We start from the raw sequence: 21,706 nt of genomic DNA on the forward strand, positions 1-21,706 counted from the left end.
TGTTATTTTTTTATAGTATATTTTTTAAGTTGGTTTTGTTTGTTTTTCCTAACAATTTGAAAATTTGCTTTTTTTATATTTAGGAGGAGGTTATGCATTCATTAATCAAATCCAAGAAAAGCAGTGTTTATCGAGATGTTTTTAATATTGCAATTCCAACAGTCATTGAATTCTTTTTGTTTAATATTGTTGCATTTACAGATAATATTATGGTGTTTTACCTTGGTGATTATCCTGTTGTTGGTGTTTCTCTTGCAAATAAATTGTTTGAGTTATTTAGTACTATTGCATTTGCTATAATGGGAGCTTATAATATATTGGCTACAAGGCAATATTCGCAAGGTGATATTGATAGTTTTAAAAATACATTTTTTATTAGTATTGCAATACTTTTATTTTTTCCTTTTTTATTTATATTAGTTTCATTATTTTATTCATATTTTTTACTTGGATTGTTATCTGATGATTTAATAGCCGTATCTTATGGCGTATCTTATCTGAATATTGCTGTTTATTCTTTTATATTTGCCGTTGTTAAGGGAATTATTGCTAATTCTCTAAAAGTTGTTAAGGTCACTAAAATTCAGATTGTTACTTCTATTATTTCAGTTATTGTAAATATAGTTTTTAATTATATGTTTATTTTTGTTTTGAATATGGGAGTAATTGGTGCTGCTATTGCAACTACATTGGTTCGTTTACTTGAGCTTATTTTTTATCTTTTTTATACTGTTTTTAATGTAAATTCACATTTTTATCTTAAGTTTGAAAACTTAAAAATCAATCCTGTAATATTTTCTGAGTTAATTAAAGTTTTTGTTCCAATTTTTTTAAATGATTTTATTTGGTATATAGGATATTTTGTTTTAAGTGCGATCTTTTCAAGAATTGATACTGCTAAATATGCAGCTTATAGCATAACTTTTTCTACTTATTTTATTGGATTTAATATAGTTCATGCTTTTTGTTTTGCTGTTAATATTGTGATGGGACATGAAATGAATAATGATAAGGATGAAATAATGTCTGTTGCAATATATTTGGGTAAAATAGGTCTTGCTTTGGCCGCCTTAACTTCTATTATAATGTTTACTTTATCATTTATAGCTCCTTATGTTTTTTATAAATTAGAGTATGCTAGCCTTACGGGGGTTATGTTAAGATATTATTCCATTTCAGTTTTTTTTACATCACTTGCATTTCAATATTTATTTGGGTTTTTCCGTGCAGGTGCATCTCCAAATTTTGGGGCTGTTATGGAGGGTGCTGTAACTTTAATTTATACAATTCCCATTGCATATTTTTTAGCAAATTATACTCAAACTCCTTTTGAACTTGTTGTATTTATTCCAACTCTTGAAGATGTCATTAAATTTGGCATTTCTTTACCTTATTTTTATAGTACTAAATGGATTAAGTCTATTAGAACAGGTTAATTATTTTGTTATAATATTTGTATTGTGTGTCTAAATGAGATTAAAGGTAAAAATTTTTTAATTATGGGTTTAGGGCTTCATGGAGGAGGTCTAGCTGTTGCAAAGTTTTTGTTAAAACATGGTGGTAATTTAGTAATTACGGATTTAAGAAATGAAATTGAGTTAAGTCCAAGTATTAATTATTTAAAACAGTTTAAAAATAAAATTCGATACGTTTTAGGATATCATAATGAGGATGATTTTAAGAGAGCAGATGTTGTAATTAAAAATCCTGGTGTAAGCTTTGATAATCAGTATTTAAAGCTTGCAAAAAGAATTGAGAGTGAGATTAGTTTGTTTTTAATGTTTAATCGAAATCCAATTATTGCTATTACTGGAACTAAGGGAAAATCAACCCTAGCATCTCTTTTGTATAGAGTTTTAGTTGCTAGTTATCCTAATGTTAAGCTTGGAGGTAATATTGGAATATCTCCTTTAAATTTTTTGGACGAACTTGATGGAATATCGCCAATTATTTTGGAACTATCTTCTTGGCAATTGCATGATATTAAGAGTTTATCTCCTATGATTAGCATTATTACAAATGTTTATTGTGATCATCAAAATTATTATTCAAATTTTGATGATTATATAGAAGATAAGGCAAAAATCTTTATAAATCAAAATTCTGGAATTTTAATTGTGCAAGATCAAGCTTATTATAATTACTTTTCTAGGTTTAAACATAATCTTAAGATTGTTTTATTTTCAGAAATTATGCCCGTAGATTTTAAAGAAGATATCTTTTATTTTAAAGATGGAAAAGTATATTTGAATGATGGAGAGATAGGTGTTCTTAATGAATCGAAAATTGTGTTGTTAATTTCTAAAATGATTACTGTTTTTGTTGCAAATTATTTGCATTTAAATTTGAATATTTCTTCTGAGATTGTGTCTATTTTTGATGGTATTGAACATAGGTTAGAATTTGTAAAAGAATTTAATGGCGTTAAGTATTATAATGATACGGCATCAACAATTCCTGATTCTACAGTTTTTTCTATTAAGAGTTTAAAGGTCCATGGAGAATCAATTCATTTGATTACTGGCGGAACTGATAAAGAATTGAATTTTAAAATTTTTGATGATATTTTAAGTTTTGTAAAAACTTGGATTTTGCTACAGGGAAGTGCTACTTTAAAAATTATTGAATTTTTAAAATCAAGAAATGTTAATTATTTTATTTTTTCATCTTTAAAAGAATGTGTTTGTTATGCTAAAGAAGTAGCTATGACAAATGATATAGTTTTATTTTCCCCAGCTAGTGCCTCTTTTGAACTTTTTCATAATGAGTTTGATCGAGGAATTTGTTTTAAAAATTTAGTGAATAGTATGACCTAAATTCTTTTTTTTATGACTTTATAGTAAATATATCTTAATATTTCAACAATATTATAAATATTATATAAAAATTTTTTGTATACAAAATCATAACATCCAATTCTATGAATAATTGTTCCTCCAAATCCGGTTTTAAATTGAAATAGTCCAAATAAAGGGTGTTTTGTATCAGCAGTTGGAGGAATGCCTAAAAAATCATATTCTGTTATTGAGAGTTTTTTAAGCATTTGTATTGTTTCGAATTGTACCGCATAATTTGGCATTAAATGTCTATTTGTATTACTTGATGCACCATAGAGGTATGTGGCTTTGTCTTTATATATACCAACAATAATGCCGGATATTAATTTTTCGTTGTGTAATGCAATTATAAGTTTTATTGTTGAATGTTTATCTTCTTTAAATGCTTTTATTAGGTGTTTTATGTAATCTTTTGAATGAATGGCAAATTTGTCTCTTTGAGCTGTTTCTTTATAAAGTTCATAAAATTCATCAAAATATTTAAAATCATCATCTATTATCACTTTAATATTTTTTTTGTTGCTAAGATTTATATTGTATCTTGTTTTCTTTTTCATTTTAGCTTTAATATTATCTATTGAATCGTTTAAATTTAGTATTGTTGTATTTGATGGTTGTATATCATCAAATGATTTTTTGAGATTTTTAAATTTAATTTTTAGTGGAATATATTTGTCTTTACTACTTCTTGAAGTATAGAACATTAAATCATATCGTACGAATATGGTGTTTTTATGTAAGTATTGTCTTATATTTTCACTAAATTTTTTTATTTGATTGTTAATTTTATCTATATTAATATCTTCAATTCTTTTATTTGAAAATTCTGGATGAGCAACATAACTTAAATAAAAATTTCCAAAAAGCCTTCTTTGCATTACAAGGATTTTGTTAAATTGATTATTGTTTAATGCTATGGCTTTCCATGCACTTTGTTTGCTGAAATTTTGTTTTACAACTGCCCATAACTTGCTTTGAAGATAATTTTCATTTAAGTTTTCTATTTCTATTTTTTGTGTATCCATTGTTTTTATTTAGTTAGGGTTTTAATATATCTTACCATTGGGAATTTCTTTTGAGAGTACTTTTTCTTTAGAATGTTCTAATATTAAGTTAATGCCATTTATTTTAAGTTCTCCATTTTCTGCCACAATTTGGGCTTGGAGAAATTTATCTATGCTAATTTTTGTTGGTGATTTTAATTCTTTTCCAGTGTCGCTTTCAAGTATCACTCTTTCTCCAGGGATGGGATTATCTTTAAAATCTTCTACAATTATTATTTTAAAATTTTTATTTTCATCTTTAGTTGCAATTAACATTCCCTCAGATCTGATTCCTCTAAATTTTGCAGGTTTTAAATTGTCAACTATTATTATGTGTTTTCCAATTAGTTCTTCTTCTGTGTAGTGATCTGCAATGCTACTTACAATTTGTTTTCCTTCAGGAGTTCCATCGTCAAGTTTTAAGATGAATAATTTTTCTGCATCTGGATTTCTGTCTATTGTTTTGATTTTTACTGTTTTTAAGCATATTTGTTCGCTAAATAAATTTATTGAATTTTTATTTTTTTCATCTTGCATGTTTGTTCTCCCCGAATATTTTAATTTTAAACTATCAATTAGTTGTTTTTCTAGTTTTGTAAATAATACTTCTGTAGATTGTATTGTTGTTAATCCTAAATTTGTTCCTAAAAATTTATTGGATATTTCATAACTTTTACCAAAAAAACTTCTTATTCTATCGCTTGTATGTGGCATGAATGGTGAGATTAATATGGAGAGATCTCTTATTAAGTATATTAGATTTAAGAGTAATTCTTTTGTTGTTTGGGGCGTACTATTTTTTGTTTTCCATGGTTCTTTGTCTTGAAATATTTTGTTACCTATTCTTGAGATATCAAGAATTTCTTTTAAAGCTGCTTTTAATTCTATTTGTTTGAAAAAATTTATTGTTCTCTCATATTTAATATTTACTATTTGCCAAAAATTTTCATTTAGTTCTATTTTGTCAATTTTATCTCCAAAGAATTTTTTATAAAATGTTAATACTCTATTAATAAGATTTGAAAAATTTCCTATGAGTTCGCTATTGATTCTTTCCATAAAGTCATCCCACATAAATTGAAAATCGGCTTTTTCAGGTCTGTTGTAATATATATAAAATCTCCAAACATCAGAAGGTATTTCAGTGGTAATAACATCGTTTCCAAATATTCCAGTTCCTGCAGATTTTGAAAATTTTAAGTTTTCATAATTTAGATATTCGCTTGAAGCTAGTTTATTTAACATTGTCCAATTTTCTTGACTTCCAAGTTCTATAGAAGGAAACATAATAGTATGAAATAAGATATTGTCTTTTCCAATAAATTGTATTAAATTTGTATCTTCATTATTTTTCCACCAAGATTCCCAATCTTTGATTATTTCTTTTGTAATTGATATATATCCAATTGGGGCATCAAACCATACATAAAATACTTTATTTTCATATTCTTTTTTAGGGACAGGTATTCCCCATTTTAAATCTCTTGTTATTGTTCGTTCCTTAAGTCCATCTCTTAAAAATGCATTTGTTATTTTAATGGCATTGATGTTCCAATTTGTGTTTTGGTCAATTTGTTGTATCCAATGTTCCAATTCATTTTTTATCTTTGGTAGATCAATGTATAAATGCTTAGTTTTTTTTATAATAGGAATATTTTTACAAATTATGCATCTTGGGTTTAGTAGTTCATTTGTAACTAGTAAATTAGAGCAATTTTCACACTGATCTCCTTTTGTGTTATTTCCACAATTTGGACATTCTCCTGTTACGTATCGATCTGCTAAAAACATTTGATCTTGTTGACAAAAAAATTGTTCATTTTCTTTTTCTGTAATATATCCATTTTTGTCTAACTTTAAGAATAAATCTTGTACTGTTTCTTTATGATATTTATTAGTTGTGCGTCCAAAAATATCAAATTTTATATTGAACCATTCATAAATTGATTTGTGTATTGCATGATATTTGTTGCACAATTCTTCAGGTGTGGTTTTTTCAATTAAGGCTTTAGTTTCTGTGGCTGTGCCATATTCATCTGTTCCACAAACATAAAGTGTTTCTATTCCCATCATTCTTGAATATCTTGCAAAAGCGTCTGCAGATAAGACTTGGACTAAATTTCCAAGGTGAGGTATGTTATTGACATATGGTAATGCTGCTGTAATTAAGTTCTTTTTTTGCACTTGATTTATTTTTTCCTTTTTTGATACATTATATTCATAATATCCATAATTTTAATATTAACATATCATTTCGTTTAGTTTTTTATTAATTTATGCTTTTGTTAATAAATTATGCTTGAGGGGTTGGTGGAATATATGGGTTTTTTTAATTTTAAGGATTATGTTTATGCTAGAGCAAGAAAAAATGTAATAGATCATGGGGATAAGGCTAGTATTGTTTTTCCTGAAAGCACTGATATTAGAATTTTAAAAGCTACTATTAATATTTTAAGAGAAGGTCTTGCAGGATTTGTAGTACTTATTGGAGTTAGAGATACTATTTTAGGGAAATTAAGAGAACTTATGGGGTTTGGAGATGATATTTTGGATATGATAAAAATTATAAATCCTAGTTCTTTTAAAGACTTTAATAGGTATTTGGATGAATACTTAAGTTTGTTCCATGATAAAAAATTAGATGTTAGTAAAGCTAAGGAAGAGCTTTTAGATGATATTGTATTTTCTATGATGATGGTTAGGCTTGGTGATGTTAAGACTTGTGTTTGTGGTGCTTTAGCTTCTTCTGCTAAAGTTTTAAAAAGCGTTTTTAAGATACTTCCTAGATTTAGAGAAACTAAATTTGTGTCTTCTTTTATGATTGTGGATACTCGGAATGTTTTTGCTCAATCTGAAACTTGTTTTGGGTATGAAGGGATTTTAATGTTTGCTGATTGTGCTGTAATAATTAATCCTGATTCTATACAACTTGCAGAAATTGCAATGCATAGTGCAAATTCATTTAGAAATATTTTTGATCAAGAGCCAAAGGTGGCTCTTTTAAGCTTTTCTACAAAAGGATCTGCTGATTCTTTAGAGGTTAGAAAAGTAAGAGATGCTTTAGATATTGTTAGAAGCAAATGTTCAGATTTATTGATTGATGGAGAACTTCAGGTTGATGCAGCTTTAGTTAAAAGTATTGCAGAAAAGAAGTGTAGTGATTCTCTGGTTGCCGGTATTGCAAATATTCTTATTTTTCCTAATTTAGAGTCTGGTAATATTGGATATAAACTTGTTGAGAGATTAGCTTTTGCTAGAGCATACGGTCCTTTTTTGCAAGGACTAAAGAATCCTGTTAGTGATCTCTCAAGAGGTTGTTCTGTAAATGATATTGTATTAACAAGTGCCTTAATGATATGTAGTTAATTTATTTGCAATTGTAATGAATTCCTTAACGGAGATTTCTTCAGGTCTTTTATCTAAAAAGTTTTTCAGAAAGTCTTTTTTAAGAATGTTTTCATTTTTAATAAAGTTGATGATTGTATTTTTAAGTTTTTTTCTACGACTTGTAAAGACTGTTCTGATTAATTTATTGAATATTTGAAAATTTTTAATGTTTTCTTTACAAGGAATTAATTTTATGGTTGTTGATTTAACTTTAGGAATTGGATAAAAATTTTTTTTATCAATATCCATTATTTTAATTACATTAAAATGTGATTGTACTAATATTGTAAATGATGAGTAATTTTTGTTTCCTTCTCTGGCAATCATTCTGTCTGCTAGTTCTTTTTGTACTGTAAATACCATGTGTATTAATATTTCATCTTCAATTAGAGTTGATATTACCTTTGATGCAATGTTATAAGGTAAATTTGAAACTATTTTATTGATGCTTTTTTTTTCTTGCTTATATGTTTTTAAGAAGTCACCTTCAATTAGTTTAAAATTTTTCAGTTGACCAAATTTTTCATTTAGGATTTCTGAATATTTAGGGTCAATTTCGAATGCCGTTAAAAAATTTGCTTTATTTAATAAGGTCGCTGTCATTGCTCCAAGTCCTGGACCAATTTCCCAAATTTTTTCATTTTTTTTAATGTCAAGTGCATCTATTATTTTTGCTCTTATATTTTCATTAATCAAATAATTTTGTCCCCATATCTTTCTTGGTGCTATATTTTTGTTTTTTAACACATTCTTTATGCTGTTTATGCTGTTATAATTTATATTCATAGATAATAAAATAATATCATATAGCTATTATCTATCATGAGTTTTTTATGTTTTCTCTATAGTATTTTTCTTGTTCTAGCTTGTAGATTAGGTAAGATAGTATCATAGTGCTTAATATTAAAAATATGCCTATGTTTGAATTGTTAATTACCTCAACTTTGCTAAAAATAGTGATTGTGTTTTTTATTGTTTTGAATATATAACTATTAATTAGATCAAAAAATAGAAATAGATTTGTGCTAGTTGCATAAGTTAATAGACTAAATATTGTTATTATAAAAAATATTAAAATTAGAGGAGTAACTATTATATTTGATAGTATTGATATTGGTTGAATATTGAGATCATTTATATAAAGAATAGGAGCTGTTAGTATTTGAATTAAAAAGGTTGTAAGCATTGGGTATATAATTTTATTTAAGTTGTATCTTTTATTAAGTGCAATAGAAATGCATATCCCAATTACTGAGAGATAAGATAACTGAAAACTTATTGAACTTAATGTGTATGGGAAAATGATGGCGTTTATTATAAAACTAATTGATAATGTGCTAAATAAGTTGATTTTTCCGTATATTAATTTATAAATTATAAAAGTTTTTAATATTATAAATGCCCTTAATGCAGATGGTGATAAGCCTGTTAAGATTAAATAATTGAGTAATATTATGATTATGATTGTATATTTTAGTTTGTAATTTATAATTATGCTTAGTAAGTAATTTAAAATAATGTAAATCAAATAAAAATGTAGACCAGATATCACTAGTATGTGTGATAATCCTGCTTTTTGAAATAAATGTTTTTCATATGTTGTTATTTCTGATTTATTATTTGTAAGAATTGCTTTTAAAAAATGAGAATATTTGATACTAATCGAATTTAAAAATTTATTGATGAGTTTGTTATATTTTTTTCTAAGTTTTACCAGTAGTGGTTTTTTGATGCATTGAATTTTATTATTTTGAATTTTGACGATATCTCCTATATTGTATTCATTTTCAATATTTTTAAATATAAATTTGTAATTTTGTCCAAATCCATCTATTGCTTCAATTTTGACATTTTTATACTTAGAGATATAGATAGTGATGTTTGTTATTTGGTAATAATTGTTTTCAAGTATATTAAAAATTAAACTAATTTCAAAAATTATAAGTAAACTTGTGTTGATTATGAATGTTAATGAGAGATGAGCATTTTTTTTGATTATAAAGATTAATATTAGAATTATATTTAAGTATATTAAATTTAATTTTAGATAATATCTTATTGATAAACTTAATGCACTGATTATAAATAAAAAAATCACTAGAAATCTCTTTTTGAAAGTATGTTTTAAATATATCAGATCATTAATATGTGAGATCATTTTTGTATTAAGTATTATAAAGTTTGACAATCGTGTATTTATATATCTATAATTTATCATGACATTGTTGAATAAATACCCTGTAAAGTATGCTTTTTTGGAAATCTTATTATCTTATTTTATAGTGACTCGTATTTCCCCTTTTCAAAATGTTAATGTTGACCTTTGGAACTTTAATAAAAATCATTATTCTTATTGGTTGTATAGTTTTTTTAAAATTTTTTTTATTGTGCATTTTGCCAGGTTAACAAGTTCTTATGATTTTAGGGAGGAATTTTGTATTCCAAAATTTAAGTTTGTTTTCGTTTGGCAAGCATTTGCAATTTTTGTTAAGTTGCTTGTTTGTATTTTTTTTGTATTAATTATTTTATGTCTGTGTTTTTTATTTTTTACATCAGAGTCCGTGATACCTTGGATGGAAATGGGTAGTTCTGGTTTTATTTGGGAAATCAAGAGTACTCAATCACTTCTTTTAATGGTTGTTACTTCTCTTTTTACAGGAGGAGTTGAAGAGTTGTTTTTTAGATCTTTTTTTATTACTAAACTTAAACAAATGGGAATTTCTTTATTCATTTCGAGTTTGATTAGTAGTGTTGTTTTTGCTTATGGGCATTCTTATTATGGATTTGTTGGGTTTTTTATGTCTTTGATCTTTGGGATAATTTTTGCTGGTATGTATTTGAGATATAAAAATGTATATTATTCAATTTTTGTTCATAGTTTTTATAATGTCTTTGTTAGTTTTTTACTTTTTTTGTCAAATTACTCAAAGGAGCTTTTATAAGGAGGTTTTATGCTAGATACTGTTCCTAAGCGTTTCAATGAAATTATAGGGCTTTATGGAGATCTTGATATTTTTATTTATAAAGAGAATGATTCTCGAGATTTTAAGAGACAAATATATTCTGATTTTTGGAAAGAAGTTAAGAGTGTTGGATCTGGTCTTTTGCATTATGGAATGAGAAAAGGAGATAAAGTGGCTCTTATTTCTGATTCAAGAAGAGAATGGATAATCATTGATATAGCTGTTATGAGCTTGGGTTGTATTGATGTTCCAAGAGGTAATGATTCGTCTGAGGATGAATTGACTTATATTATTAATCATTCTGAATCAAGTTTTATCTTTGTAGAGAATGCAAAACAGTTACAAAAAATCATTTCTAAAAAACACGATCTTAAATTCGTTAAATATGTTGTGGTTATTGATGATGATAAGCTTTATGAGGATAAGTTGGGGAATATTACAATAATTTCTTATAGGCAATTATTAAGTTTGGGGCATGATTATTTAAAAGATTATCCTAAAATGTTTGATCTTGAACTTGAGAAAGTTTCTGGAAAAGATGTTGCTACTATAATATATACTTCAGGAACAACAGGCTTTCCAAAAGGTGTTGTGCTTCGTCATGAATCTTTTATTTTTCAGTTAGATAGAATTAATGATTATTTGCCATCACTTGAACCAGGTCAAATAATGATATCTATACTTCCTCTTTGGCATTCATTTGAGAGAACTTGCGAATATATAGTTGCTCTTAATGGTCTATCAATTGCCTATTCTAAGCCTGTAGGGCCTATTTTGCTTAAAGATTTTGCAGCCTTAAATCCTCATGCAATTATTTCTGTACCAAGAATATGGGAAGGAATAAGGGCTGGGATTATTAAAAAAGTATCAGAATCATTTTTAAAGAAAATTTTATTTAATTTTTTCTTGAACGTGGGAATTTTTTATGTAAAATTCATGGAGAAGTTTTTAGGACTTGTTCCTATTTATAGAAAATCTAACTTTTTAATTTCGTTTTTTATGAAGATTATTTATCTTATAGGATTAATTTTAATTTTTCCTTTTAAATTTTTGGGACATATTTTGGTTTTTAAAAAGATAAAAAAAGCACTTGGAAAAAGATTTATATTTGGTATTTCTGGTGGGGGAGCTTTGGTAGATTATGTTGATTATTTTTTTAAGGCTGTAGGTATTGTTGTTCTTGAAGGTTATGGTCTTACAGAAACGGGACCTGTTTTGAGTGTGAGGCGTCTTAAGTCTCCTGTTGCAAATACTGTTGGGCCTTTATTTCCAGATATTGAGTATAAAGTAGTTGATCATAATGGTAATGTTTTGCCACCAGGTGAGAAAGGTGAACTTTGGGTAAAATCCCCGCAGGTTATGAGTGGTTATTTTAAAGATGAGACTATGACAAGGGAAGTTTTAACAAGAGATGGTTGGTTTAAAACGGGAGATTTGGTTTGTGCGACGATTAATGATGAAATTTCAATTGTTGGAAGGAGTAAAGATACAATTGTTCTAAGAGGTGGAGAAAATATTGAGCCTGAACCTATTGAGCGAGCTTTATCAAAATCTGTGTTTATTGAAAATGTTGTGGTTGTTGGACAAGATCAAAAATTTTTAGGAGCTATTATTGTACCTAATTTTGAAGTTCTTGAAAAATGGGCTATTTCTAGTGGAATAGCATTTTCTTCTCATGATGATTTATTATCCAATGAACTTGTGAATAAATTTTATTCTAAATGTATTTTGGATATTGTTAATCCTAAATCTGGATTTAAAAGTTTTGAAAGAATTGTTGGATTTGTTTTATTAAAGGATGCTTTTGTTATTGGTGACGAACTTACTAATACTCTTAAACTTAAGAGGTATTATATACTTGAGAAATATAATAAGAAGATAATGTCTATCTTTAATAAAGATGATTGTGAATTATTATAATAGATTTTTAGTATATTTAAATTTATAAAATTTACATTTTTTGTATGTAAGGTATATTAAGTAAATGCATGCAGTTTTTTATTGTTTGTAAGACTGCTTTTGCTAGATCAATTCTTGCGTGTGTGAGTTCAAGGTTATCTTTATCTATTATTTTTGTGTCTTGATAATATGTGCTAAAGTTTTTTGCAAGTAAATAAGAATAATTAGCTATTATTGACGGATTGCGATCTTTTGATGCTTTAATTATATATTCTTCAAATTCGGAGATAATTTTAATTATTTCCCATTCGTTTTCATTTATTAGTAAATCAAAATTAGTATTTTTGTTAGGTAAATTTAGATTGTTATATTTGTCAAGTATGCTATTAATTCTTGCTCCTACATATTGAATATATGGACCTGAATTTCCTGTAAATGATAAACTTTCTGTTTTGTTAAATAATATGTCTTTGTGTATTGCTGTTTTTAATAAATAGTAGTGAATGGCTCCCAATGATATATTTAATGCCAGTTTTTGTAAGTTTTGTTCATTTTCATATCTTTTTTTGAGTTCTAACATAGTTGATTGACTTAAATCATGAATTAAATTGTCAGCATCAATTATATTTCCTTCTCTTGATTTCATTTTGCCCTCAGGCAAATTTACCATTCCATATGATAAATGTATTAAATTATTTTCGTTAGTAATTCCTAATTTATCTGCAACATAAAATAAAGTTTTAAAGTGGTGAATTTGTTCACTTCCAACCACATAAATCATTTCATCGAAATCAAATTCGTTTTTTCTAGCTACTATATTCCCTAGATCTTGCGTTAAGTAAATAGATGTGCCATTAGCTCTTAAGAGCACTTTTTGTTTAAAATTTTGATTGTCTATATTGTTTGTTTCTGTAGGTATGTTGATGCATATTGCTCCATCTTCTCTTTTATAACATAAACCTTCTTTTAATCCATTAATTACAACTTCTCGTCCAATTTTAAATATTTCACTCTCAAGATAAATTTTGTCAAATGTAATGTTTGTAGTATTATATGTTTCTTTAATGCCATCAATTGCCCATTTATTTAGTTTTGTCCAAAGTTGAACTGTTTTTTCATCTCCTTGTTCCCATTGATATAGTAGTTGTTGTATTTCATTTTCTGCTATTTCACTATTTTGACTAGCATATTCATTGTATTTTACATAAAAGTCACCAATTAAATGGTCTCCCTTCTTTTGTGCAATTTCAGGGGTTATATTATTCCCAAATTTTTTGTAAGCAAGCATTGATTTACAAATGTGTGTTCCTCTATCATTTATTAGATTTATTTTTGTTACCTTGCTACCAGAAGCCTTTAATATTCTTGACAAACTTTCTCCAATAATATCATTTCTAAGATGTCCTACGTGTAATGGTTTGTTTGTATTTGGTGATGAAAATTCTATTATTGTCTTTTTATTTTGGAGTGAGTTATTAGCACCATAATTTTCTTTTTCTTTATTGACTTTCTTGATTGTGTTTTGAATGTATTCTTTTCTGTTAAATTTTATGTTTAAATAGGGACCCATTGATTTTGTTTTATATTCATTTCCAATTTGTTTTATTATCTCTTGAGTGATTACAGGTATGCTTAGTTTTAATATTTTGCTAAATTCAAATATTAGTATTGATAAATCTCCCATTTCACTTTTTGGGGGTTTTTGCATTACTATATTTATTTTGTCTAATTTGATATTTGAACTTAATGCAAGTTCTTTTATTGTTTTTTGAATTTTATTTTCCAGATCTGCTTTTATTGTTTTAATCATTCTTTTGTCCTTGAATGTTTTTTAATATGTTAATTAATAGAAAGATTAAAGATGTTATTAAAAAAATATTTGAACTATAAGCTGGTATTTTTGTTATGTTGTAATTTTTGATAATTTGAAATGTAATATTAAACAATTTCAAATTGCCAGTATTTAATATTTCTCTGAAAAATGAAATTATTGTACTTAGTGATATAAATATTATTATGGGTGATTTTGAGTATTGCCATATGCTTGGCGATTTAAAAGGTTCATTTTTGTGAAAAGAGATTATTATAACTGTCAAAATAGGTATTGAAAATCGTAAATTTTCATAAAGAATAGGCGTTACATATTGCATAAATGGATAAGTTATACTGATAACTAGTCCTATTATTAGTAGGTAAATTTTTAGTATGTGATTTTTAAATTCTATTTTTTTAATAATTACTGCTGGCAATAAAATGCATAGTGATATCCAAGTTGATATTATTGTTCCTTCTAAAAAATTTTTAGTATATGCAAAAATTGGAAATAACATTAAAGATGTTTTTAAGTACTTGTCTGTTATGTAGAATGTTGTTTTATTCATAAAATTTACCTTGAATTATTTTGTTTTAAATTGATTTGTATCTGTGTTAATTTTTGTAATATGATCTGAATTTGTTGTTCCAAAAGTTTTGATACTTTCAATGGCTTCTATTAGTTTTTTGATCTCTTCTTTTAATCCTTTCATTGAGTTTGAGACAGTAATATTAATTTCTCCTAAACCTGATACTGTGTTTATTATTTCTTTATTTCCTCTAAACATTTCATTTGAACCTATTTTTACTTCATATGTTATTTCTCTCATTGTATTTAAAGCTTTTAAAATTTCTTGGCTACCGATTGATTGTTCTTGCATGGTATGATTTATTTCTTCTATGACTTGAACCACAAGGTTTATTGAATTAAATATTTGATTGAAAGCTTTATTTGTTAGTTCTGATGTTTTAACTGTCTGGTTAATAGAATCCATTATTTCATTTATTGATGCTGCTACTGATTCTGATTGTGAAGTTACCTGTTCTGCAAGATCTTTTATCTCTTCTGCAACAATTGCAAAACCTTTACCAGCTTCTCCAGCATGAGATGCTTCAATAGCAGCATTCATGGATAGTAAGTTTGTTTGGCTGGCTATAGATGATATTAGTGCATTAGCTTCTTGTAGTCTTGTTGAATTTTTATAGATATCTTTGATTTGCATAATGATTTCTTCTTGTTTTTTTCTTCCGTCATCAGAGAAGGCTTTAAGCTCTTCTGTGCTTTTTGCTGCTTTTTGTGTTATTTCTGTAACTGATTGTATGCTTCCTATCATCTCTTCAATAGCCGAAGATGATTCTTCAACGCTTGAAGCCTGGGTTTCGATTGAATTATCAAGTGATGCAATATTTTTAGATAGATTTTCAATTGTATTTGTTGTGTTTGAAATAAATTCAACTTGTTTTTCTATTTCTCCTTGTGTTTTTTCTATATATCTATTTGAATTTGTTATTGTATCATAAGCTTTATTTATTTCGTTAAATAATAAATCACCATTGTCTTTTAACAGCTTGACCCTGCCTTGTAGCGAATTTATTACGTTTTTTAAGTTTTCAATGAAATATCCAAAATGATTTATGGTTGCACTTATTGAATCTTTTCCTTTTGAGTTAATTTTAATAGTTAAATCACCTTCTTTAACTTTTGGAATAATATTATTAAGTTTTTCTATTTTTGATATGATTAATTTTTTAATTATAATTATCATAATTAATATAAACACTATTATAAACAAAATTATTATTGATGCTGACATTAATTTGATGTTATTAAGTTCGTTTGAAAATATATTGTTATGATTCATTTGTATTGCTAGATACCAAGATGAAGATGTAAGTCTTGTTATAGATATTATGTTATTATTGTTGCTAATATTGTAATTGCTTTTTCTTTTAGTCATTGCATTAAGTAGTGGGTTTGTTATATTTGTATTGTTTTCAAATAGGTCATTTATGGATAATTTGATAGGCTTAAGTGTATCTTCGTTTTTTTCGCCAAAAATTTCTCCTTGATTGTTCATTGCATATATATTGAAGTAGTGTGAACTTTTGTGATGATTGTCTTTTTCCAGTAAAGACCTTTCTAATAGCATAAATATATTATTTCTAAGTTGTTTAATGTGTTCTAATATGTCTACATATAAAACAACATATCCATTATGATCCATTCGTTCACTTTGTTCTAATTTTATGTTTGCATCATTTGTGTCATAGAAATCGTGTTGTTCTTTTTGAGGAAGTTTGTAAATCATTGGTATATAGTATTTGTTATTTATTATTGTTAAATCTTGGTTTAGTATAAGCGTATGATGATTGCCTATGTTGTTGTCTTTTTGCATTTCTTGCAGATTTATGTAGGTATGAAGCCTCCTCTCATTATTTGAATATAATATTTTACCATTTTTATCTGTGTATTCTAATATCTTTATATAAGATGGAAATGAACTTAACTGTTCACTAGTTATGATATTTTTGAAATGTTCATTTTGTTGTTTATTTATATTTTGATTGTGATGTTTTGCAAAGTTATCAATAGCTATTAACATGTTTCTTGTATCTCTAGAGAAACTTTTTATCATTATGTTATTTACAAATTTCGTGAAATTTTGAAGTTCTGTTGTTATGATTTTTCTGTATCCACGTTCTAATAATATAAAAATCGTCATAGCAATAATTATTGTGTAAATTACAATAACAATATTAAATTTATAAAAAAGAGTAGAACTAAAATGGTTTCTTTTCATTTAAAGCCTCGCAAAACTTTTTACAAAATATCATAACTCACTAGTATTATATATGTTTTATTATATAATAATATACATATTATTAATTAATGAAATGTATATTTTAGTGAATATTTATTAATTATTTATATTATACTATAATTCGTTAACATGGCTTGAAACTTTATTTTTATGGATTGAATTTTGGAGAATTTTTTATGCGTGAGGATTTGGTAAGTGTTAAATTAAAAAATATGAGATTTTTTCTCTATCTCATGCTTTTTATTTTTATTTGCTTTGGTTTTTTGTTTCTAGGTCAAGCTTATTTAAATTATAGACATGAATATTTAAATCGTATTGAGGCTGATTTTAAACTTTTTTCAAGTAATGTGGCTTTTAAGATCAAGAATAAATATGATGGTGCTGTTAGTGTTTTGAAAAATTTGATTAAGGATAATAATGTTTTAAATGTATTACATAAGGTTTCAAATAATTTTGTTTCAAATGTCGATTTAAGATTTATAGATTTAAATACAAGTATTGCTCTTTTTTTAAGTTCTAAAGGATTTAATGATATAAGTAAAATTTTTCAACATATTCCTCTTGAAGCTAATTCTTTAGAGGGAGTTTTTTATATTCCTGTAGGAAAAAATGTTTTAATTTCAAATAAAAATTTTTCATTTTTAGATATAAATAACATTATTGAGGATCCAATTTATTTTGTACCTGTAAAGGAGAGTAGTGTTTATTATTCAAGTTATAAGAGGGTAAGAAATAAGCTTTATTCTCTTGTAAGTATGCCACTTATAAATGATAATCATACAGTATTAGGAGTAATTTGTTTTTTTGTTTGTTTTGATAGTTTATTTGTTGATATTGCAAATCAATTAAATTCTTATTTTAAACTTAGCAATAAAAATTATGAATTTTTTATGATTGATAGAGATTTTCAACCTTTATTGTTAAATCTTAATGACTTAAATGTTAATAATTTTTCAGAAAATTATGCAAATAGTGTGCTAAGTAGTGTTATAGAAGGTGTTAGAAGCGATCCTAATATTGTAAAAAAAATTTTAAAGCATAATACTTCTTCTTATTTTTTAAGTACTTCTCAGATTGCTGGACAGGTAGTTCAAGGCGTTATTTTTAATATGAATCATGTTCCTTTGAAATTTCAATCAAATGCAATATTTTTCTTAGGTTTTGTATTTGTTGCTTGTCTTATCATATTTTGTCTATGTATCAAGTTTGTTTTACCCTTTTTTAGTGATTTTAAAATGTTAATTGAGCAAAAAAAGGAAAGAGAGGATATTTTAAAGCTTGATTCTACCTCAGAATTCAAATATAAATCTTTTATCTTCTCTTATATTAATACTGAATTTGATAATTTGTTTTCAAAGACTACTAATATCGTTAATAATATTAAATTTTATGTACAGGAATTAAGAGGACGTTTAAACGAAATTAATATACCAGAAGAAAGTATAGAAAGAGTGCATAATAGTCTTACTACTTATGATGGTATAGGAGATGCTTTTTCTAAATTTGAAAAAGCAGTTATGAATATTTTAAAAGATTTTGAATCGACATCTAATCCAATTAATGAGCATAATAAAAATATATTGGATATTGCTGCTAAATTTGAAGAGAATACTAATGCTTTTTATTCAATAGATAAAAATTTAGAAGTTTTTAATAAAGTTGTAGTGTCAAATTCTGCAAGTATTGATACAGTAAAGAGTAAAGTTTCTGAATTGAATTCTGTATTTGATAGTGTAAATAAAAATTTCTCCGACCTTTTGTCTCAAACCAACAATCTTCAAAGTGCAAATAAGCTTTTGGTGTTAATATCAGCTCAGACTAATATGCTTGCAATGAATGCAGCTATTGAGGCAGCAAAAGCAGGGGATGCTGGTAAGAGTTTTGCGGTTGTTGCGGAAGAAATTAGAAAACTTGCTATTAATTCTGGTAAGTACTCAACGACTATCAAGGATGAACTTAAAAAGGTTAATAATATCATTTCAGTTATAAGTGCAGAAATTGATTCTATTTATAAAGATTTCATTGATATTCAAGATAATATTAATAATAATTCTATGCAACATGAGAGAATTAATGTTACTCTTGCTAAACATGTGAGAGAAATAGGTGAATTTAAAGAGCAGTATTTAGCTCATGACATTAAAATTAAAGACACTAAAAATATGTGTAAAGAAATATTTAATAGTTATTTTGTTATTAGTGGCAAATTTCATAATTTGAATAGTGATCTGAGTGAATTTGAGGTTTCTAAAATGAGTTTAGATGCATTAGAAACTTTACGTGAACATATACTTTTGATTAATGAGTTTAAAGAAAAAATTGCTAGAATGAGAAATGTTGTTGAGAATATGAATAAAGAATTTTGGGATGTGTAGTTTAATTTTTCTGATTAAATCCTATATATAGTATTTCTTCTTCAAGTAAAAATCCTGTTTTTATTTGAACTTGAGTTTTTATTTTATCAATAAGTGTTTTAACCTCTCTAGAGGTAGCGTTATTATTATTGATTATAAAATTGCCATGATAATGTGATACTTTTGCTCCTCCAATTTGAAGTCCTTTTAAATTGCATTCTTCAATTATTTGTCCAGTGGGTTTTAAAAAATTTTTATTGTTTTTAAATGTGCTTCCGCTACTTGGAAAGAGGTAATGTCCTTTATTGATTCTTATTTGCTTATTTTGTTTCATAATTTTTTCAATATGTTTTTTATTACCTTTCTTTAAATTTAGCGTTGCTTTTAATATTGCAGTATTTTTGTTTTGAAAAGGCGAAATTTTATATGCAAATTCATTTTTGTTAAATTTTTTACATATAAAATTTCCATTTTCATCTATGAAGATGATTTTATCTAATATGTCAGAAATTTCACTTCCAAAACATCTTGCATTCATCCAAATTGCGCCCCCAAGTGTTCCAGGAAGTCCATATATAAACTCTAGTCCGCTTAATTCATTTTTCAATGCAAAGTTACATAGATCGTTAAAATTGGTTCCGCATTCTGCAGTAATTTGATTGTCATGAATTTCAATTTTATTTAAATGTTTAGTATAGATAATAGGAAAATTAATTTCTTCTTCATCGTTTATTAATATATTTGAGCCTCCCCCTAAAATAAATATTTTAATTTTTTCTTGTATTGCTGTTTTAAATATATGTTTTGTATCTTCGATTGTTTTAGGGATTAAGAATAATTTAGAAATACCCCCTATTTTATAAGTTGTATAATTTGCCAGATTTGTTGTTTGAGGTTGAATATTTATCTTTTTAAGAAAATTATTTATGTTCTCTAACATGTTATTCATTTTATATTGGATTATTATTTTTTTCAAATTTTAATTATATTTTAGATGTAATATGGTTATATAGAATAATTTAGATTTGTCAAATTGTTTCAAATGTAATAGACTTGTTATAATAAGTTATATAAAGATTGTGTCAGTCCTAATTTTTTTAGGATATCTTTTGAATTTTAAACTTAATTTTTGATGGTATTTATGCTTCTTAAGTTATACAATACAAAAACAAAATGTTTATCTGAAGTAAAGAACTTAAGTGAAACTAAGATTTATGCTTGTGGTCCTACTGTTTATAATTATGCCCATATAGGCAATCTTAGAACTTATATTTTTGAAGATCTTCTTATTAAATCTTTAAAGTTATTTAAGTATAATGTTAATTATGCAATGAATATTACTGATATTGGGCATTTAACAGGTGATTTTGATGATGGAGAAGATAAGGTAGTAAAGGCTGCAAAAGAGAGAGGTCTTACTGTTTATGATATTAGCAGATTTTTTACAAAAGCTTTTTTTGATGATTGTAAAAAGTTAAATATTTTATATCCTGATAAAGTACTTGTTGCAAGTGAATATATTTTGGATATGATAGAAGTAGTTAAAGTTCTTGAAAAGAATGGATTTACTTATTTTGTAAATGGTAATGTTTATTTTGATATTTCTCGTTTTAAAAATTATGGACAAATGGCTGGCATTAATCTAAATGATATTAATGAAAATTCCGTTTCTAGAGTTGAGTTAGATTTTTCAAAAAGGAATAAATCAGATTTTGTTTTATGGTTTACAAATTCAAAATTTCAAAATCAAGAAATGAAGTGGGATTCTCCTTGGGGATTTGGCTATCCAAGTTGGCATTTAGAATGTGCAACAATGAATTTGAATTATTTTAATAGTACTCTTAATATTCATTTGGGAGGTATTGATCATATTAGAGTGCATCATGTAAATGAAATAGCTATAATGGAATGTTATTTAGGTAAAAACTGGTGTGACATGTTTATTCATGGTGAATTTTTGATTATGGAAAATGAAAAGATGTCAAAGTCAAATAATGATTTTATTACTATAAAAAACTTAGAAGATGAGGGATTTTCACCTTTAGATTTTAGATATTTTTGTTTAACTGCTCATTATAGGACACAACTTAAATTTACATTTCATAGTTTAAAAGCTTGCAAAGTGGCTAGAGAAAATTTGCTTAGTAAGTTGACCTCTTGTTATTCTTCATTAAGTCAATTTGATATTAGTTTACTTAGTCAGGATGATGAAAATATTGAGTTTATATTGGAACATAAATATTATGATAGTTTTTTAGAAAGAATAGCTTTTGATTTGAATATTCCTAAAGTGTTGGCTTTGCTTTGGGATATTGTGAGGGATAATAATTTAAGCTCTCTTTCAAAACTTAAACTTGCATTTAAATTTGATGAAGTTTTGTCTCTTGGATTACGGGAAGAAATTTTGAGAGAAATTGACATGAGTAGGATAGTTATTGATGATGTTATGAATTCTTTGATTGAAGAGAGACGACTTGCCAAATTGAAAAAAGATTTTAAACGTGCTGATGAGATTAGAGAATATTGTCGTTCTAAAGGTTTTATATTAATTGATACTGAAGAGGGTACTAAAGTTAAGCGAGGATAGTT

The 21,706-nt window shown here is 26.1% G+C and carries 15 protein-coding genes; 7 read left to right on the forward strand and 8 right to left on the reverse strand.

Going from position 1 to position 21,706, the window contains the following annotated elements; translation table 11 throughout:
• The first annotated feature begins 92 nt into the window (after positions 1–92).
• On the forward strand, positions 93–1,436 hold the full coding sequence (locus BRE_RS02965) for an MATE family efflux transporter (RefSeq protein ID WP_012539011.1): 1,344 nt from the start codon (positions 93–95) through the stop codon (positions 1,434–1,436).
• Positions 1,437–1,460: 24 nt separating this feature from the next.
• Entirely contained in the window at positions 1,461–2,816 is a 1,356-nt protein-coding gene (murD, locus tag BRE_RS02970) for a UDP-N-acetylmuramoyl-L-alanine--D-glutamate ligase (protein ID WP_012539012.1), read from the forward strand.
• On the opposite strand, the gene BRE_RS02975 is transcribed toward murD, so the two are convergent.
• Both BRE_RS02975 and metG read right to left on the reverse strand, forming a co-directional pair.
• Positions 2,813–3,862 carry a lipid II:glycine glycyltransferase FemX gene (locus BRE_RS02975; RefSeq protein WP_012539013.1) on the reverse strand — a complete coding sequence of 350 codons (1,050 nt, stop codon included), beginning with the start codon at positions 3,860–3,862 and terminating at the stop codon, positions 2,813–2,815. The two genes, murD and BRE_RS02975, sit on opposite strands and share 4 nt — an antisense overlap.
• Positions 3,863–3,883: 21 nt before the next feature.
• A complete protein-coding gene (gene metG / locus BRE_RS02980; protein WP_156768691.1) occupies positions 3,884–6,073 on the reverse strand; it encodes a methionine--tRNA ligase in 2,190 nt (729 codons plus the stop codon).
• 126 nt (positions 6,074–6,199) lie between these two features.
• Between metG and pta the strand changes: the two genes are divergently transcribed.
• Complete coding sequence (pta, locus tag BRE_RS02985; protein ID WP_041178139.1) at positions 6,200–7,246, forward strand: phosphate acetyltransferase; 1,047 nt, start codon at positions 6,200–6,202, stop codon at positions 7,244–7,246.
• Here the strand turns inward: pta and rsmA are convergent.
• Both rsmA and BRE_RS02995 read right to left on the reverse strand, forming a co-directional pair.
• Positions 7,229–8,053: a 16S rRNA (adenine(1518)-N(6)/adenine(1519)-N(6))-dimethyltransferase RsmA gene (gene rsmA, locus BRE_RS02990; RefSeq protein WP_012539016.1), complete on the reverse strand. Its 825-nt coding sequence runs from the start codon at positions 8,051–8,053 to the stop codon at positions 7,229–7,231. The two genes, pta and rsmA, sit on opposite strands and share 18 nt — an antisense overlap.
• Before the next feature lie 34 nt (positions 8,054–8,087).
• The gene (locus BRE_RS02995) at positions 8,088–9,365 is read right to left on the reverse strand and encodes a ComEC/Rec2 family competence protein (protein WP_041178140.1); all 1,278 of its coding nucleotides are present in this window, start codon (positions 9,363–9,365) and stop codon (positions 8,088–8,090) included.
• Positions 9,366–9,549: 184 nt separating this feature from the next.
• Between BRE_RS02995 and BRE_RS03000 the strand changes: the two genes are divergently transcribed.
• Together BRE_RS03000 and BRE_RS03005 are read left to right on the forward strand one after the other, a co-directional pair.
• Positions 9,550–10,209 (forward strand): CPBP family intramembrane glutamic endopeptidase, encoded by a 660-nt coding sequence (locus BRE_RS03000; protein WP_232212698.1) that lies wholly within the window; start codon positions 9,550–9,552, stop codon positions 10,207–10,209.
• A gap of 9 nt (positions 10,210–10,218) precedes the next feature.
• Entirely contained in the window at positions 10,219–12,150 is a 1,932-nt protein-coding gene (locus BRE_RS03005; protein ID WP_012539019.1) for an AMP-binding protein, read from the forward strand.
• A gap of 31 nt (positions 12,151–12,181) precedes the next feature.
• Here BRE_RS03005 and argS read toward each other — a convergent pair whose 3' ends face one another.
• The 3 genes from argS to BRE_RS03020 are packed head-to-tail and all read right to left on the reverse strand — an operon-like array spanning position 12,182 to position 16,742.
• Entirely contained in the window at positions 12,182–13,939 is a 1,758-nt protein-coding gene (argS, locus tag BRE_RS03010) for an arginine--tRNA ligase (RefSeq protein ID WP_012539020.1), read from the reverse strand.
• Positions 13,932–14,510 carry a hypothetical protein gene (locus BRE_RS03015; protein WP_012539021.1) on the reverse strand — a complete coding sequence of 193 codons (579 nt, stop codon included), beginning with the start codon at positions 14,508–14,510 and terminating at the stop codon, positions 13,932–13,934. Before BRE_RS03015 ends, argS begins: the two co-directional genes overlap by 8 nt.
• A gap of 15 nt (positions 14,511–14,525) precedes the next feature.
• Complete coding sequence (locus BRE_RS03020; protein WP_012539022.1) at positions 14,526–16,742, reverse strand: methyl-accepting chemotaxis protein; 2,217 nt, start codon at positions 16,740–16,742, stop codon at positions 14,526–14,528.
• Positions 16,743–16,939: 197 nt separating this feature from the next.
• Here BRE_RS03020 and BRE_RS03025 point away from each other — a divergent pair, with 197 nt between their 5' ends.
• The gene (locus tag BRE_RS03025; protein WP_041178141.1) at positions 16,940–19,138 is read left to right on the forward strand and encodes a methyl-accepting chemotaxis protein; all 2,199 of its coding nucleotides are present in this window, start codon (positions 16,940–16,942) and stop codon (positions 19,136–19,138) included.
• 1 nt (position 19,139) lies between these two features.
• Here the strand turns inward: BRE_RS03025 and murB are convergent, their stop codons facing one another.
• Positions 19,140–20,057, reverse strand: a complete 918-nt coding sequence (murB, locus tag BRE_RS03030; protein ID WP_041178142.1) for a UDP-N-acetylmuramate dehydrogenase — start codon at positions 20,055–20,057, stop codon at positions 19,140–19,142.
• Between the two features lie 201 nt (positions 20,058–20,258).
• Here murB and BRE_RS03035 point away from each other — a divergent pair, with 201 nt between their 5' ends.
• Positions 20,259–21,704 carry a cysteine--tRNA ligase gene (locus tag BRE_RS03035; protein ID WP_041178196.1) on the forward strand — a complete coding sequence of 482 codons (1,446 nt, stop codon included), beginning with the start codon at positions 20,259–20,261 and terminating at the stop codon, positions 21,702–21,704.
• Positions 21,705–21,706: the final 2 nt, after the last annotated feature.

This window comes from Borrelia recurrentis A1 (assembly GCF_000019705.1).
GTDB lineage: Bacteria > Spirochaetota > Spirochaetia > Borreliales > Borreliaceae > Borrelia > Borrelia duttonii.

What these genes read in the sequence shown, in the direction of transcription:
- BRE_RS02965 (WP_012539011.1), top strand. Translation starts at nt 93, where the DNA reads ATGCATTCATTAATCAAATCCAAGAAAAGCAGTGTTTATCGAGATGTT.
- BRE_RS02975 (WP_012539013.1), bottom strand. Translation starts at nt 3,862, where the DNA reads ATGGATACACAAAAAATAGAAATAGAAAACTTAAATGAAAATTATCTT.
- pta (WP_041178139.1), top strand. Translation starts at nt 6,200, where the DNA reads ATGGGTTTTTTTAATTTTAAGGATTATGTTTATGCTAGAGCAAGAAAA.
- rsmA (WP_012539016.1), bottom strand. Translation starts at nt 8,053, where the DNA reads ATGAATATAAATTATAACAGCATAAACAGCATAAAGAATGTGTTAAAA.
- BRE_RS03005 (WP_012539019.1), top strand. Translation starts at nt 10,219, where the DNA reads ATGCTAGATACTGTTCCTAAGCGTTTCAATGAAATTATAGGGCTTTAT.
- argS (WP_012539020.1), bottom strand. Translation starts at nt 13,939, where the DNA reads ATGATTAAAACAATAAAAGCAGATCTGGAAAATAAAATTCAAAAAACA.
- BRE_RS03015 (WP_012539021.1), bottom strand. Translation starts at nt 14,510, where the DNA reads ATGAATAAAACAACATTCTACATAACAGACAAGTACTTAAAAACATCT.
- BRE_RS03020 (WP_012539022.1), bottom strand. Translation starts at nt 16,742, where the DNA reads ATGAAAAGAAACCATTTTAGTTCTACTCTTTTTTATAAATTTAATATT.
- BRE_RS03025 (WP_041178141.1), top strand. Translation starts at nt 16,940, where the DNA reads ATGCGTGAGGATTTGGTAAGTGTTAAATTAAAAAATATGAGATTTTTT.
- murB (WP_041178142.1), bottom strand. Translation starts at nt 20,057, where the DNA reads ATGTTAGAGAACATAAATAATTTTCTTAAAAAGATAAATATTCAACCT.
- BRE_RS03035 (WP_041178196.1), top strand. Translation starts at nt 20,259, where the DNA reads ATGCTTCTTAAGTTATACAATACAAAAACAAAATGTTTATCTGAAGTA.